Consider the following 15,082-nt stretch of genomic DNA (forward strand, 5'->3'; position numbering starts at 1 on the left):
TTTTCTTAAGTATTATAATACATTTTAAATTTTATTTTCAAAAAGGATTAGCATGAAAAATTTTATATTTGCACTAAGTGCGGCCCTACTTTTGGCAGGTTGTGCCTCATCTAGCCAAAATGCAAACGTCCCACAAGGCAAATGTGAAGTAAAAAGTAGCTGCGAAGCTCCAGTTAATAGCATCGAGGGCACTTATAAAGCATTTTTACCTTGCGCTAGCTGCATGGGTGTTGATTCACGCTTAACATTAAAAAAAGATGGTACATTTGAAAGCGTGATGGACTACAAGTCAAAAGACAACTACAAAGCCGTTAGTAAAGGCAAATACTCAATCGAAAATGGCGTGATAACAACGATTGATGAGTATAAAGAAAAGAGCTTTTATAAGATCGAGGGAGAGAACCTAAAAATGCTAGATATGGATCAAAAAGAGGTCACTGGCGAGCTAAAAGATAAATACATCTTTAAACGCGTAAAATAAATTTTAAAGGCAAAATGATATAATTTTGCAATTTTTAAGGAGTTGCAAATGAAATATCTTTTTGCCATACTTATCTCATTTTTCATCCTTGGCTGCGCAAAAAATGAAAATTTAGAGCCAAAACAAAACACACAAAATACAGTAAAAGAAGACAAACCACTAGTTCAGGCAAATACACCCAAAAAGCCAGAAAAGCTAATACTTCCAAACTCAATTTATAGTAGTTTTCACACTATTTTGCCTTGCCCAAATTGCGAAGGCATAAAAACTATCATTACGCTAAATAAAGATAAAACCTACACAAAAACAATGCTTACTATGGATAAAGAAGTAAGCTTGGTTGAAAAAAATGGTACATTTGATGTTGATGATAGTGTTATCATTTTAAAAGATGAAAATGGCAATCTTAGCTACTTTGTGCCAAATAAAAACTCTCTTCTTCAGCTTGATGACAAGAAAAATAAGCGAGTTGGCGTGCTAGCTCAAATTTATAATTTCGAGCCGGTAAATAAAGCTTACAAAGATAGTTTTTTTGCTAAATTTTATAAATTTAAAAACAAAGATAACTTTTTAGACACTGTAATCGTACCAAGTAAAAATGGTGCGAAAATAAGTTTTTATTCATCATTAAAAAATGGCTCACCACTTTGCGAGTTTAGTTCGGAGCTACTTTACGACAAGGGAATTTTTTACCTTTTAGATGAAAAAGGCATTGCTCTAAGCATACACAGGATAAATAATGCAATTTTTCTAGTAGCAAGCGATAAAATTTGTAAAAATGCTCACATAAGCGGACGATATAAAAAAGATAAAGATCAAAAAAATCTCTTTGGCAAAGGCTTTTTTGCAGAGCTGACAAACGAATCAGCAAATAGAGATGTGATAAAAATTTATGGCTCAAAAAACATAAAACGGGATAACACAAAAAAAGGAAACAGCTACATCGTAACAAACAAAAATGAAAGAATTTTTGAATACACCTTACTAAATGGCATTATCACAAGCATTGAAATTTACTCAAACGAGTTTAAAACTCCAGAAAATATCAGCCTTAAATCAAATTTCAAAGATATAAAAAATTCTCTTGTTATCTCTAAATTTAGTAGTGACAAAAACAATATCTATCTAAAAATAGATAGCCACGATATGCTAATCACACTAAAAAATCCACTTGCCAAAGATATAACAAGCCTAAACGATATCCCAGATGAAACAAAGATAGAGCAAATAACGCTAATGTGGAATCAATAAGTTGAAAGGATATCTTAAACTCTTAAAAGAAGAGAAAAATTTTCGCCTCTTAAGCATCATTCAGCTTATATGCTATTTTGGCGTATGGTTTTCGCACACAGGTATTTTTACCCTTCTTATCAAGCTTGACGCTCCTGTCTGGGCGATCACACTAAGTGCAGCGATGGCATTTATTCCAGGTGTTGTCATAGCTCCATTTAGTGGAATTTTAGTTGATAAATTTAGCCCAAAACCAATGCTTGTTATCATGATGGCAGTTGAGACGATAAGCGTTTTCATGCTTCTTTTTATAGACTCACTTGATTTTTTATGGCTACTTTTACTTATCATTTTTGTTAGAAATGGCACTGGTGGAATGTATTTTCAAGTAGAGATGAGCGTACTGCCAAAAATTTTAAGCAAAGAACATCTCAAACTCGCAAACGAGATCCACTCTATCATCTGGGCGGTCTCATATACCGCTGGCATGGGGCTTGCTGGAGTTTATATACATTTTTTTGGGATAAAAAGCGCCTTTTTGCTTGATGGCATACTATACATTCTTAGCTTTGGATTTTTATATTTTTTAAATTTGCAAGGTCTAAAGCCAGAATTTATAGAAAAACCACTAAAAATGCTAAAAAATGGTCTTGTGTATTTAAAAGAAAATAGACTCATCGTGCATCTTATATTTTTGCACGCCTTTGTTGGCATTACCGCTTATGACGCGTTGATCGCGCTTTTGGCTGATTACAAATATGCAAATTTACTCTCGACATCATTAATTATAGGACTATTAAATACTTCAAGATCCATTTCACTTATGTTTGCTCCAGCCATACTTAGTAAATTTATAAATAAAAATACGCTTATTTTCGTATATATCGGTCAAGGCCTTGGTATCATTATTTGGGCTTTATCGCTTTGGAATTTTTATCTATCGCTTATTGGCATTATATTTGCTGGATTTTGCACATCAAGTCTTTGGAGCTACACCTATACGATGCTTCAGCAAAACTGCAAAAAAGAATTTTATGGCCGAGTGATTGCATATAACGATATGGTTTTTCTTGGCTTTAGTGCTCTCATTTCATTTATCATTGGTCTGCTTTATGATATTGGACTTAGCGTTGAGATGATTGCAAGTTTTATGGGAAGCCTCTTTTTTGTAGGGGCTTTTTACTATCACATCGTATTAAAAAGCTACAAAATAAGATGATTGTTTTTAAATTAAGTCGCCCAAGTTCAAAAGGCGACTTGGCAAATTTTTATTTTTTTAGATAGTAGGTAGTTCCATTTGAAAAACGTTTTTCATAAGCTGGAGTGTAAGGCACAAGATCAGCGTGCCCAGCGTAAAGCCTACCATCTGGCTTAAGCAATTTATGAAGTCTCTCAACACATTTTAATCTAAAATCATCATCAAAATAGATCATCATATTTCTTGAAAGCACGATATCAAATTTTCCTAGATTAAAAATAGCATCATCAAAAACATTTAAAATTTTAAACTCACACCTTGGTAAATTTTCTTTTTTTATCTTAAATTTATCATCGACTTTTGTAAAAAATCTCTCTTTTTGAAAATCGCTTAATCTATGCAAGCTCCTCTCACTAAAAATACCATTTTGACAGCTTGCTATGGCTTCTGAGTTTATATCTATACCTACGATTGAAATTTCATGCTGTTTAAATCCCATCTCATAAGCAAGCATTGCAAGCGAATATGACTCATCTCCAGTAGAGCAAGGAGCACACAAAATTCTAGCTCCTCCAAGCTCCTTTGCGTAATAGATCACATCTTTAAGTTGAGGTAACTCTCTATAAAAATAAGTCTCATTTACAGTTACTAGATTTAAAATGTCTTGTCGCAAGCTTGAGTTATATCTTATCATCGAAACAAGATCTTTAAAGCTTTTTATCTGGCGATCCCTAATAAAAATGGTAATTCGCTGCAATGTGATATCTCTTTTTGGCTCCAGATCAACTCCGCAAAGAGTTTTGATAACGTTCATAAATTCATTAAAACTATCCATATCTTGTGAAGTATTTGTTTGCATTGTTTTTGTATCTTTTGCGTCATTAGTTAGTAGCATTTAAAAAATCCTCCAGCTCTTTTTTTATCATAGTTAGATTTAATGATTTTAAGCTTTGATTTAGCTCTTTTGCACGTTTTGGCATGCCATAAACTATCGCGCTCTCTTCATTTTCAGCTATACATTTTGCTCCAGCCTTATAAAGCTTATCAAGCCCAGATGCACCATCATCTCCGATACCAGTTAGCAAGATAGCTAGGACATTTGCGCTCTTGCAAATTCCGACTCCAGATTTAAACAACACATCAACATTTGGCGTATATATAGTCTTTTCTTCTGTATTTGGCTTTGCGCTAATTGGTAAATTTGGTGACACCACTACATTTTGTTCGCAGACATATACGGTATTTTCTTTTAAAATTTTCCTCTCATTTAAAATTTCAACATCCAAGCCACACTCTTTTCCGATTTGCATAGCAAAAGAGTTTATAAACATTTTATTCATGTGCTGGGCTATCACGATGATAGCTCCATTTAGTTTTACGTTTTTTAATAACTTTTTTAAATGCCCAGGCCCGCCAGTAGACGCCCCTATTAATATTAATTTTTGTGCCACAAATAGCCTTTAAATTTTTAATTTAATATTTAGCTTACGCCACTTTTTTGTATATCGTCAATATCCCTGCCACTCTTTATATGCCTTGCTAATTTTTAAGCAAATTTATAGATCATTTCTTTGTGATCTTATATAAAAAGCTAAAAATTTCAGCAACAGCTTTATATAAATTTGGTGGAATTTCTTGATCAACTTCAACCTTGCTTAAAATTTCAATAAGGTCAGGATCCTCTTTGATCGGTATATCATGCTCTTTTGCAAGATCAATTATTCTATTTGCTATCTCGCCAGCGCCACTAGCCAGCACTCTTGGAGCATTATCTTTAGATCTGTTGTAGCCAAGAGCTACTGCTTTTTTCTTATTTACTTGCATTAAATTTTCTTATCAAAGCCCACATCAAGGCCGCCAAATTTTTTAAATCTATCATTTAGCTTTACTTTTGACAAAGTTTTGATATTAAAGTTTGAAACTATGAGTCCAAGCTTTGATATTGCTTGTTTTAATTCGCTAGAGTTTGAAAGGATTAGCTCCTTAAACTCATTTGTTTGTGTAGCTACCGAGAGATCAATATACCTTTTATCAATAAGTCCAACCATCACATTTATCTGTCCAAATTTCTTAAAATTTAGATCGATCTGAGCGTAAAATTTATCCTTTTTGCCTTTCTTAAATGCGATATTTCCACCCTCAACGCCGTCCCAAATATAAGGCATATAGGTTTGGATCCCTCCTTGAAGACTTGATATCATTTGATGCATCTCGATCTGCGAAATCATCTTATTTGCTGCATTTACGCTTTGCGGATTTTGACTCTTTTCACTGATATTTAAAAGCGTACTTTTTATATCTTGGCTTAGCACCTTTGAAATTTCGCTGCTATTTTTAGTCGTAATGTTATTTATATCGTTTGTAGCGAGATTTAACTGTTTTAAAAGTGCCTTACTCTCACTTAGCTCATTTTTAGCCAAACTTGCCTTAGCATCAGCAAGACTTAGGCTATGAGCAAGACGCCTCGCCGCGCTTTGGAGCTTATCTTGCAAGCTACCATCCTTTGAAACATCGCTCATCTCATTAAACGCTTTTACAAGCCCTGCTTCATCGCCTATGTTATTTAGCGTTTTTAGATCGTTTTTTATGCTATCAAGGATAGTTTTTAGCTCTTTGTGATTTTGGCTAAAACCAAAATTTTGATTTAGCTTTTCATTTGCTAGGCTTGCGACTTTCTCGCTTAAATTTGAGATGAAATTTTGCATTTTGCCTATTTGATTTTTTACTAGCTCGCCATTTTGATCTTTTGAAAAATTTTTATCTAAAAATTTAACCACACTATCAAGCTTATCAACATCTTTTAAAAGGGTTTTTATGCTTGAGTTATCAAGGATATTTTTTGCGTCACTACTCGCTTTTTCAAGTATAGAAGCAAGCTTTGAAAAAGAGTTTTGATTGTCTAATTTTTCATCATTTAGGGTTAAAATTTGATTTAGTAAATTCCCGCTTGAGAGATTTTTTATATCGCTTAGTAGCTTCTGAACCGAGCTTGGAAGCTTTTCTGGACTAAGTGCATCTTTTAAATTTGCTTCAAGCATTACGCCTGAGTTTTTGATCTGATCATTTAGTGAGCCAGCTTTTAGATCGGCTATTGGTTTTAGAAATTCTTTTAGTTTTAAAGCAAGATTTTTTATCTCACTATTTTCATTTTGCGTTGCTTCTGCTTCTAAGCTTTTTGCAAGGTCTGATAGCTCGCTGGCTAAATTTGGAGCTATTTTCGTGTCTTTTGCCTGAGATAAAATTTGTTCAGCCTTGCTAAGACTTGAAGCACTTTTTAGATCATCAAGCACTCTTGCAACGAGTTTTCCAACATTATCAAGTGTCTCTGAAATACTCTGCTCATTAGGCGTTTGTACGCTTGGCTGATTTTTAAAAAGCGAGCCTTCATTTTTACGAACTGGCACATTTTGAGTAGTATTTTGTCCGGTCTGAACCGAAGTGTTTGATATATTCAAAGAATTTCCTACGTCCATTTTTTATTTTTTATTTTTTCTATCGGCAAAATTTCCATTTTGCTCAATAGTAGCTATGCCAGCCGTCCTTGCAACGAGCCTATCGTTATACTCTTTTCTCATGTGCTGTGGTATTGTCTTTTGCGTTAGTGCAAATAAAATAAGTCCAGCAAAAAGCACCAAATAAACATAGATAAAGCCAAATGCTCCAAAAATTTTCATCGCATAGCTCATAAGAAGCGGTGAGAAAAGCGAAGCCAAAGAGTAGCTAAATAGCAAGGCACGTGCGACTTGCACACTCTTTGTCTTGTCTGTGATCTCATCATTTGCTCTAGCGAGCGAAAGCCCATAGGTGCAAAAAATTCCAGCCCCAAAAAAGAATGAAAGCAGATATTCAATCGTTAAATTTTTGCCATTTAGTAAAAACAAAACCGCACTTATTAAAGCTACGCTGCTACAAAGCAAAATAGCTGGCCTTCTGCCATATCTATCAGAGAAACTACCGATAAAAACTTGAGCTAAAAAGCCTCCGATCATCGCAACCGTCATAAAAAACGATGCCTCTTTTGTGCCGTATCCTTGAAGCAAAACAAAAAGGCTTGCCATCGAAAAAAAGCCATTTATTGCTAAGCCTGCAATGAGCGCACCAACAAGAGCGAGCGGGACGATACCAAAAATTTTTGGGATATTTATGGGCTGACGCTCTGGGATTTGAGGCTGATTTATACGGATCAAATTTAATGGAATGCTTGAGAGCATGATAAAAGCTGCACTGATGATGAAAATTTCAAAGGTATTAAGGTTAAGCGCCAAGATCAAAATGCCAAGTCCAAAACTCGTGTAAAAAACGCCTTCGTAAAAGGCTATCACACGAGATCTTATTTTATTTGGAATTTTTGCATTTAGCCAGCTTTCTATAACCATCAAAAGTGCGTAATAGCAATATCCCAAAAATGCACGCAATATCGCCCAGAATACTAAATTTTGATTTACCGCATGAAGCATAGCTGAGACCGCAAAAATGGCTGAAAAGATGGCAAATGCTCTGATGTGGCCAGTAGTTGAGATGACTCTGTGAGCTGTAATGGTGCTAATTAACGCACCCACAAAAAAGCCTGTATTGATTAATCCAATCTCTAGCTCACCCACTCCGTTTTGCTTAAGAAGTGCGCTACAAGATGCGATGACTAGGCCATTTCCGATAAAAAGCAAACTCATACCCAAAAATAGCGGTCCCATCGAGCGAATGATCCTAAAGCTACTTGCCATCAGTATCCTTTGCGGTATTAAATTTATTCTCCATAAGTCCAAAAACAAATGCACCAATAGGCATCGGAGCAAGCCCAACTAAAAAACCAGACACATTTAGTAAATTTTCATTTTTTAAAAAAATGAATCCAAAAAAAAGTATCGCATAAGCCACCAAGCGATAAGGCATAAAGGCTGCTGCGAAACTTTTATCTTTAAATGAAAATTTCTGCTTTTTTAGCCTTGCTTTTTCATCTTTTAGGCTAAGCTCTTTTGCCTCATTTTGGGACAAAATTTCTTCATCCTCTTCGTCCTCTTCTTCTATCTTGGCTAAAATTTCATCTCTTGCATTTTCTAGCCGAGAATTTATGCGGTTTTTGTAGGCAAAAAAACTAGCCGTTAGGATGATAAGCGAGGCAAAAAACGAAATTTGCGAGCTTATGAAAAATTGATTTGATATAAATTTGCCAACCGCACTAAGAGCCAGCCAAAGCACAAAATAGCAAATCAAAAGCCTACTAATCGTCCTCATCATCGTCTTTTGTGTAGCCTTTGTATCTGCTTTCATCTTTTAGCTCATCTAGGCTTTTTATCTGCGCTTTGTAAGCTTTATAGACGTTTAAAATAGCAGCTGCGATGCCAATAGCAAAGCCTATCCAAAGAGCTGGTGTAAAATTTGTAGCCTTTTTTACAAAATACCCTAGTCCAGTGCCAAGCAAGATCGCAACTACGATTGAAACGCCAAGACTTAGCTGCTCAGCACCTGCTACGATATCTTTTATCTTAAATTTTGCCATTAAGCTTTTATCTCCAAAAACGCCTCTTTAGCTGCGCTTACCGCTAGATCGATATCCGCCTCACTCATCGCATCGCAGACAAATCCAGTCTCAAACTGACTTGGAGCTAGATAAATTCCACGCTTAAGCATCGCTTGGTGAAATTTAGCAAATAGCTTTGTATCGCTCTTTAACGCATCGTCGTAGTTTTTTACGGCGTGATCTATAAAAAAGTAGCCAAACATAGAGCCACGAACATCAGTTTGGATGGTGATGCCTGCACTCTTTGCAGCCTCTTTAAAGCCAGCCATTAGCTTTAGGGCAAGCTTTTCAAGCCTAGCGTATAAATTTGCGTCGTTATTTATCTTAGAAATCGCCGCTATACCAGCGCTCATCGCCACTGGGTTGCCACTTAGAGTGCCTGCTTGATAGACAGCGCCATCTGGGCTTAAGCAGTCCATGATCTCAGCTTTGCCTCCAAATGCAGCGACATTCATGCCTCCGCCTATAACCTTACCAAATGTTATAAGATCGGCATCCACCTCGTGAAATGGATATGAGCCAAGGCGTGAGGCTCTAAAGCCACTCATAACCTCATCAAGGATAAGCACAGCGCCAAATTTATCGCAAAGCGCTCTAAGCTCCCCTAAAAATTTCTTATCAGCTGGTACAAGCCCCATATTTCCAGCGATAGGCTCGATTATGACGACGCCTATTTTGTCTTTATTATTTTCAAAAATGGCTTTTACGCTTTCTATATCGTTATAAACTGCCAAATAGGTGTTTTTCACAACGTCTTGTGGCACGCCGCTGCTTGAAGCATTGCCGTATGTCGTTGCGCCACTTCCTGCTTTGATAAGAAGTGCATCACTGTGTCCGTGATAGCAGCCTTCAAATTTTATTAGTCCATCTTTTTTGGCATACCCTCTAGCCACCCTGATCGCGCTCATGGTAGCCTCCGTACCAGAGCTAACGAAGCGAATTTTATCTATTTGTTTAAACTCGTCACATATTAGCTTTGCTAGAGCGGTCTCTTTTGGTGATGGCGCGCCGTAAGATACGCCTTGTTTTACAGCAGAGATGATAGCTTCTTCGATATCTTTGTCACAGTGGCCAAATATGAGCGGACCCCAGCTTTGGATAAAGTCAAGGTATTTTTTACCCTCGACATCGTATAGATAAGCGCCCTTTGCGTGATCGATCATTACAGGTTCGCCACCAACACTACCAAATGCACGAACAGGCGAATTTACACCACCTGGGATATATTTTTTGGCTTCGCTAAATGCCTCTTTATTTGTCATTTTTTATCCTTTTGATTTTGTGTTTTTAAATTTGTCTTTTGATTATCTTTTTGATTTGTTACTGGTTTTACTGGCGACTTTGGTGCTTGCGTAGTAGCGGTTTTTGCTGGCTCAGCTGGCTTAGCTGTGGTAGTTTTAGCTGGTTCTGTAACCTTTGTAGCAGGAGCGGCTTTAGTAGATTGCTCTGGCTGTTTTTGCGTCGTATCAGTGGAAACTGGCTTGCCTAAATTTTGCGCTTTTGCTGCTTTTGAGGGAGTATTTATCTTATTTGTAATGTACTCATAAAGAATCGTAGTCTCCTCGTCTGTCAAAAAGTAGCTTGGCATGACACCTTTTGGCTTAGTTAGAGCGGCTTTAAAGCTTTCAAATTCTATATCATTTATCTTTGGTGCTCTAAGCTCATCGTCAACCGTTTTGTTTGCTTTTTTGTCAAAGTGCTTGTATTTAGAGATTAGACTGCCCTCGCCCTTTGTACCGTGACATTTATCGCATCCTATGCCGCGTGGATTTAGGTAGAGCATCTTGGCGTATTCGGTCTTTGTGATAAAATCAGCACCAAAAATCGCCACACAAAAAAGCAAAAACAAAAAAACAGACCGCATAAACCTCTCTTTAAAAATTTTAATTTAATTTTAGGTATGATACCACCCTTGTGATTAAAAAAGCTTTTAAATAAGGATCCAATATGAAAATTTTAGACGGCAAAGCCGTATCTTTAAAGGTCAAAGAAAGCGTAAAAGTAAGAGCTGAAGAACTAAAAAAATTTGGCATAGAGCCAACCCTAGCTGTCATCTTAGTAGGTGAAGATAAAGCATCTCAAACATACGTTAGAGCCAAAGAAAAAGCCAGCAACGAATACGGCATAAAAAGCGTGGCTCACCGTCTAAGCGAAAATACAACCCAAGCAGAGCTTCTAGCACTTATAAATGTGCTAAATTTAGACGATAGTATCCACGGCATCTTGGTGCAGTTGCCACTTCCAAAACATATAGATACAAATACCGTTTTAGCAACGATCGATCCAGCAAAAGACGTAGATGGCTTTCACGCTGTAAATGTTGGCAAACTTGTCAGTGGCCTTGATGGCTTTGTGCCTTGCACACCGCTTGGCGTGATGGAAATTTTAAAAGAGTATGGCATTGATGTGGCTGGACTAAACGCGGTGGTGATCGGTAGAAGTAATATCGTTGGCAAGCCTATGGCAAATTTGCTTTTAAACGCCTCAGCAACCGTTACCGTGACTCACAGCAAGACTAAAAATTTAAAAGAAATTTGTAAAAATGCCGACCTCATCGTCGCAGCCATTGGTAAACCATTTTTCTTAAAGGCTGATATGGTAAAAGATGGCGCAGTAGTCGTTGATGTAGGCATAAATAGACTTGATAATGGCAGGCTTGTAGGTGATGTGGATTTTGACGAGGTCGCACCAAAATGCTCATACATCACGCCAGTTCCTGGGGGCGTAGGTCCGATGACGATTGCGATGCTTTTAAACAACACAATCCTTGCAGCCCAAGCTAAGATAGCTAGCCACAAAAGAGCGTAATAATGAAAAAATTTTTTACTAAATTTTATGACTTTTGCTCGAGCTGGACTGGCACAGTCATCATTGTACTTTTTGTTATATTTTTCATAGCTCAAGCCTTTGTTATCCCGTCTGGTTCGATGAAAAATACGCTTTTGGTTGGTGATTTTTTATTTGCAAAAAAATTTGTTTATGGCATACCAACGCCAAGAATTCCTTGGCTTGAGGTGAAAATTTTACCCGAGCTAAATGACAATGGGCATCTTATTACAGGCGATGGTCCAGCAAGAGGCGATATAGTCGTCTTTCGTTATCCAAAAGATGAAAAGACCCACTTTGTAAAACGCTGCTTTGCTACGAGCGAAGATGAGATAGTATTTACCGAAAAAGCCTTGTATTTGCGTCCAAAAGAGGGAGATAATTTTATAAAGGCAAACTGCCGTGAAAATTTAAACGGCGAAGAGAGTAAATTTGGTTACTCATGCAGTGACATAGCCGAGCTTGATGGCAAACTTTTCATAAAAGAGCCATATAGATTTAGCGGCATCCACTATGACGAAAATGTAAATTTATTTGAGCAGATGATTTTCATGCTAAATACAAACAAAGATAGTGTTTTTATGAAGCCAGTGCTAATTGGCTCACTACCGCAAAATCCAAATTTTAACCTTAATGCATTTTACGTCAAAGTACCAAAAGATGAATACTTCATGATAGGCGACAACCGCGATCACTCAAATGATAGCCGTTTTTGGGGAAGCGTGGCTTACAAAGATATAGTCGGTCAGCCTTGGTTTATATATTTTAGCTGGGACAAGAACTACAATGTGCGCTGGGAACGTATCGGACGCTTTGTAGATACGATAGAAAATGACGAATTTTTCACTAACAAAGCTCTAAAAGAAGGCGAAGTAGATGGGCTTCATTGATAACATAGACATAGTCAAAGTCGCCACTATCGTCATCTCTTTAATAATCGCCATCGTCGGTCACGAGATCGCCCATGGCTATGTCGCTTATAAATTTGGTGACAACACTGCAAAAAGCCTTGGCAGGCTTAGCATAAACCCTATAAAACATATTGACCCAGTTGGCACTATCATCGTGCCACTGGTACTTTACCTAAGCACTGGTATGATGTTTGGCTGGGCAAAACCAGTGCCTGTAAATACCTACATAGTCGTGCGAAATGGCGGATATAAAGCAGCTATCTACGTAAGTCTAGCTGGCATTTGCTACAACATCATCTTGGGCGTCTTGTCGCTTTTTGTGTTAAAGGCTTTATTAAATATAGAAACCTTTGAAATTTTACTTCAGTTTTTATTTACGCTTGCGCTTTTAAATTTGATGTTAGCCATCTTTAATCTCTATCCGATCCCGCCACTTGACGGCTTTCACGCGCTCGAGTACGCACTTAGAAATTTTGGCTTTCACGCACTGGCTGAAAAGCTTGAGGGCATCTCAAGATATGGCTTTGTCATCCTTATTATCATCCTTGTTTCGCCGTTAAAAGATACTATCTTTTATCCGACAAGATACGTTTTAGATATCGCAAGTGCCTTTATAAATGGCTAAATTTAGAGCAAATTTGCTCTAAATTTTTGGCTTTGTGATCTTATAAGAGTACTCTTTTTTAAATTCCTCTTTTGGTGCAAGGCTAAATTTAAGTTCCACCTTGCCATCTTTGCTGATATCTTTTTTATCAAAGCCCTTTACCTCGGCCTTTACCGTCTCATCGGCAGACACTGGTACACGATCGACCAAAGTAACATCAACGCTCTTACTTGAATTATTTTTGACACTTATCTCATAGCCCTCTTCGCTTATGCGGTCTTTGCCAAGAAGCGAGCTCTTTTTAAATTTATTTAATCGCTCTTTTTTAAGCTCGATTAGCTCGTTTTGCCCTAAAAATAACTGCACTGGCTCATCTTTTGCTTTTAGTTTAAACTCACTAGGACTACCAACACTCACACCATTAACATAAAACTGCGTTTTAGCTGGAGTTAGATCATCATTTATCTTAAAACTAGCCACATTATATGCCTTTAGCGAGTCGTAAAAATCAGCAAAAACACTAAAATTTGCGTCCATTTTTTGCGTATCATAAGTTATATATTTGCTCTCGCCTTTTACCAAATTTATCCCATCTATCTTCCAAATTTTGGCAAACTCATTTTCATCTCTTTGCACACGCATATCAGCGACCTCAGCGGTGACTTTCGCGGCTTTTAGCATATTTTTTGAAGCGCCGTAACTAGCAACCTCTGCCTCGCTCTCCTCGTACCAAGGGTAAAACTTGCTTGGAGCAAGCGCCTTTTGATATCTGGTTGGATAGATAGCGAGCTTTAAATTTTTAACATCGCTGGCAAATGGGTTGGTGAGTAAAATTTCTTGTTTTATCAAGATATTTTTGTTTTTTGTGTCTGCGTAAATTTCATTTAGCGTCTTTGGCGCCTCATCATCCATATATGAAAGCGTCGCCTCTTTTGGGTCGCAAGTAAATTTCATATCAAGCTGCAAAAATCCAGCCATCTTGCTCTTTGGCTCATTTTTATTAAGCGCTTCAAGCTCACTTTTAGCAGCTGAAATTTTCTCGATATTTTCTAGGCTAAATTTATAAAACTCATCAGCTCTTTTCGTCACATCGTTACTTTTATTTTCTCCTGTCAAAGCTTGCTCTATAAACCTACCTCTTGCTTTTAGCGCCTCAAGCTTGTTATTTAAATTTGCAACTTCTTGCTTCCATTTTATGTAACTTGGACTATTTTCTTCGTTGATCTTTTTTAGATTAGCATTCGCATCACAATCCCCATTTATAGTGATACTATCACTCTGTACGCCCTCTGGCACAAAGGCGCTAAAAGAGCTATTTGCGTCACTAAATTTTTGAGTGATAATGGTTTGATCAGTGTAGATCTCTATCAAATTTTCATTTGCAAAGGCTAACGCTGAAGCCATTAAAAAGAGTATCTTTTTCATATTTTTCCCTTTTAAGAATTTCTAAAATTATAGCCTTTTCTCACATGCAAGCAAAATTTTATTTTAATGCAACTTTGACTATAATCTGCAAAAAATTTATTGGATTTTTCATGAAAATAGATAAAATTTTTATCGCTTGCGATCACGCTGGAGTAGAGCTTAAGGCAGAGTTAAAAGAAGCCATAAAAAAGCTTGGTTATGAAGTCATTGACCTTGGTACGAATGACAAAAATAGCGTTGATTACCCTGATTATGCGCATTTGCTAGCGAGCAAACTTGAGCCTAACTGCTACGGCGTGCTCATTTGTGGCACAGGTATTGGTATTTCAATCACTGCAAACAGGCATGAAAACGTAAGGTGCGCCCTTTGTCACGACGAATTTACCGCTAGGCTTGCAAGAGAACATAACGATGCAAACGTCATTGCTTTTGGAGCAAGGGTTATCGGAACTGGCGTGGCTACAGCAGCACTTGAAACATTTTTAAAGACAGAGTTTGCAGGTGGCAGACACGAAAGAAGAGTCAAAAAAATAGAGCTTAAGGAAGCCAAATGATAGGCGAGTGGATCGTTTTTACCGCTCTTGTTTGTGCTGCGATCTACCTAACCGTCATGGTTTTTTACTTCAAAACGCTTCTAAAAAAAGAACGTGCGACAAAAGATTTTATGAAAAATAACCTCCAAGACACCGAGGTCGTCATAAGAAAATTTCAGATCCAACTTCAGCGAAGTCTAGGCAACATCGACATCTTGACAGACGAGCTAAATAAGACCAAAAACGACGTAACCTCACTTCGCACAAGAAATTCACAGTACCGCTTAGAAAACGACAAGCTAAGACAACGCATCCGTGAGCTTGAAGGCAAGATCGAAGCGCTACTATAACCTCAA

18 protein-coding genes are annotated in these 15,082 nt (G+C 37.2%); 8 read left to right on the plus strand and 10 right to left on the minus strand.

Going from position 1 to position 15,082, the window contains the following annotated elements; all coding sequences use genetic code 11:
- Positions 1 to 52 precede the first annotated feature (52 nt).
- The 3 genes from CVS95_RS01980 to CVS95_RS01990 are packed head-to-tail and all read left to right on the plus strand — an operon-like array spanning position 53 to position 2,930.
- On the plus strand, positions 53 to 481 hold the full coding sequence (locus tag CVS95_RS01980; protein ID WP_107695395.1) for a copper resistance protein NlpE: 429 nt from the start codon (positions 53 to 55) through the stop codon (positions 479 to 481).
- Positions 482 to 529: 48 nt separating this feature from the next.
- The gene (locus CVS95_RS01985) at positions 530 to 1,732 is read left to right on the plus strand and encodes a copper resistance protein NlpE (RefSeq protein ID WP_107695396.1); all 1,203 of its coding nucleotides are present in this window, start codon (positions 530 to 532) and stop codon (positions 1,730 to 1,732) included.
- A 1-nt stretch (position 1,733) separates the two neighbouring features.
- Positions 1,734 to 2,930 carry an MFS transporter gene (locus CVS95_RS01990; protein ID WP_107695397.1) on the plus strand — a complete coding sequence of 399 codons (1,197 nt, stop codon included), beginning with the start codon at positions 1,734 to 1,736 and terminating at the stop codon, positions 2,928 to 2,930.
- A gap of 49 nt (positions 2,931 to 2,979) precedes the next feature.
- On the opposite strand, the gene CVS95_RS01995 is transcribed toward CVS95_RS01990, so the two are convergent.
- From CVS95_RS01995 to CVS95_RS09960, 9 genes are all read right to left on the minus strand, one after another.
- Complete coding sequence (locus tag CVS95_RS01995) at positions 2,980 to 3,804, minus strand: CheR family methyltransferase (RefSeq protein ID WP_081004427.1); 825 nt, start codon at positions 3,802 to 3,804, stop codon at positions 2,980 to 2,982.
- Entirely contained in the window at positions 3,791 to 4,360 is a 570-nt protein-coding gene (locus CVS95_RS02000) for a CheB methylesterase domain-containing protein (protein ID WP_103576374.1), read from the minus strand. Before CVS95_RS02000 ends, CVS95_RS01995 begins: the two co-directional genes overlap by 14 nt.
- A gap of 112 nt (positions 4,361 to 4,472) precedes the next feature.
- Entirely contained in the window at positions 4,473 to 4,733 is a 261-nt protein-coding gene (locus tag CVS95_RS02005; protein ID WP_021090972.1) for a FlhB-like flagellar biosynthesis protein, read from the minus strand.
- Positions 4,733 to 6,364, minus strand: coding sequence for a flagellar hook-length control protein FliK (locus tag CVS95_RS02010; RefSeq protein ID WP_199906327.1), 1,632 nt, complete (start codon positions 6,362 to 6,364; stop codon positions 4,733 to 4,735). The genes CVS95_RS02005 and CVS95_RS02010 overlap by 1 nt, the downstream gene beginning before the upstream one ends.
- Positions 6,365 to 6,385: 21 nt before the next feature.
- The gene (locus CVS95_RS02015; protein ID WP_087576777.1) at positions 6,386 to 7,630 is read right to left on the minus strand and encodes an MFS transporter; all 1,245 of its coding nucleotides are present in this window, start codon (positions 7,628 to 7,630) and stop codon (positions 6,386 to 6,388) included.
- Positions 7,620 to 8,177 (minus strand): hypothetical protein, encoded by a 558-nt coding sequence (locus CVS95_RS02020; protein ID WP_234399986.1) that lies wholly within the window; start codon positions 8,175 to 8,177, stop codon positions 7,620 to 7,622. The genes CVS95_RS02015 and CVS95_RS02020 overlap by 11 nt, the downstream gene beginning before the upstream one ends.
- Positions 8,128 to 8,406, minus strand: a complete 279-nt coding sequence (locus CVS95_RS02025; protein ID WP_084108504.1) for an AtpZ/AtpI family protein — start codon at positions 8,404 to 8,406, stop codon at positions 8,128 to 8,130. The genes CVS95_RS02020 and CVS95_RS02025 overlap by 50 nt, the downstream gene beginning before the upstream one ends.
- Positions 8,406 to 9,689: a glutamate-1-semialdehyde 2,1-aminomutase gene (hemL, locus tag CVS95_RS02030; protein WP_107695400.1), complete on the minus strand. Its 1,284-nt coding sequence runs from the start codon at positions 9,687 to 9,689 to the stop codon at positions 8,406 to 8,408. Before hemL ends, CVS95_RS02025 begins: the two co-directional genes overlap by 1 nt.
- On the minus strand, positions 9,686 to 10,291 hold the full coding sequence (locus tag CVS95_RS09960) for a c-type cytochrome (protein ID WP_107695401.1): 606 nt from the start codon (positions 10,289 to 10,291) through the stop codon (positions 9,686 to 9,688). The genes hemL and CVS95_RS09960 overlap by 4 nt, the downstream gene beginning before the upstream one ends.
- 83 nt (positions 10,292 to 10,374) lie before the next feature.
- Between CVS95_RS09960 and folD the strand changes: the two genes are divergently transcribed.
- Genes folD through CVS95_RS02050 form a run of 3 tightly spaced genes read left to right on the plus strand, consistent with a single transcriptional unit; the run spans position 10,375 to position 12,789 of the window.
- Positions 10,375 to 11,235, plus strand: coding sequence for a bifunctional methylenetetrahydrofolate dehydrogenase/methenyltetrahydrofolate cyclohydrolase FolD (gene folD / locus CVS95_RS02040; protein WP_107695402.1), 861 nt, complete (start codon positions 10,375 to 10,377; stop codon positions 11,233 to 11,235).
- Positions 11,236 to 11,237: 2 nt separating this feature from the next.
- Entirely contained in the window at positions 11,238 to 12,143 is a 906-nt protein-coding gene (gene lepB, locus CVS95_RS02045) for a signal peptidase I (protein ID WP_107695403.1), read from the plus strand.
- Positions 12,130 to 12,789, plus strand: a complete 660-nt coding sequence (locus tag CVS95_RS02050) for a site-2 protease family protein (RefSeq protein ID WP_107695404.1) — start codon at positions 12,130 to 12,132, stop codon at positions 12,787 to 12,789. Before lepB ends, CVS95_RS02050 begins: the two co-directional genes overlap by 14 nt.
- A gap of 18 nt (positions 12,790 to 12,807) precedes the next feature.
- On the opposite strand, the gene CVS95_RS02055 is transcribed toward CVS95_RS02050, so the two are convergent.
- Positions 12,808 to 14,193: a DUF4139 domain-containing protein gene (locus tag CVS95_RS02055; protein WP_107695405.1), complete on the minus strand. Its 1,386-nt coding sequence runs from the start codon at positions 14,191 to 14,193 to the stop codon at positions 12,808 to 12,810.
- A gap of 110 nt (positions 14,194 to 14,303) precedes the next feature.
- Here CVS95_RS02055 and rpiB point away from each other — a divergent pair, with 110 nt between their 5' ends.
- Positions 14,304 to 14,747: a ribose 5-phosphate isomerase B gene (rpiB, locus tag CVS95_RS02060; RefSeq protein ID WP_107695923.1), complete on the plus strand. Its 444-nt coding sequence runs from the start codon at positions 14,304 to 14,306 to the stop codon at positions 14,745 to 14,747.
- Positions 14,744 to 15,076 carry a hypothetical protein gene (locus CVS95_RS02065; protein ID WP_002939538.1) on the plus strand — a complete coding sequence of 111 codons (333 nt, stop codon included), beginning with the start codon at positions 14,744 to 14,746 and terminating at the stop codon, positions 15,074 to 15,076. The genes rpiB and CVS95_RS02065 overlap by 4 nt, the downstream gene beginning before the upstream one ends.
- Positions 15,077 to 15,082 lie beyond the last annotated feature (6 nt).

Source organism: Campylobacter concisus, assembly GCF_003048905.1.
GTDB classification, from domain to species: Bacteria; Campylobacterota; Campylobacteria; order Campylobacterales; family Campylobacteraceae; genus Campylobacter_A; species Campylobacter_A concisus_V.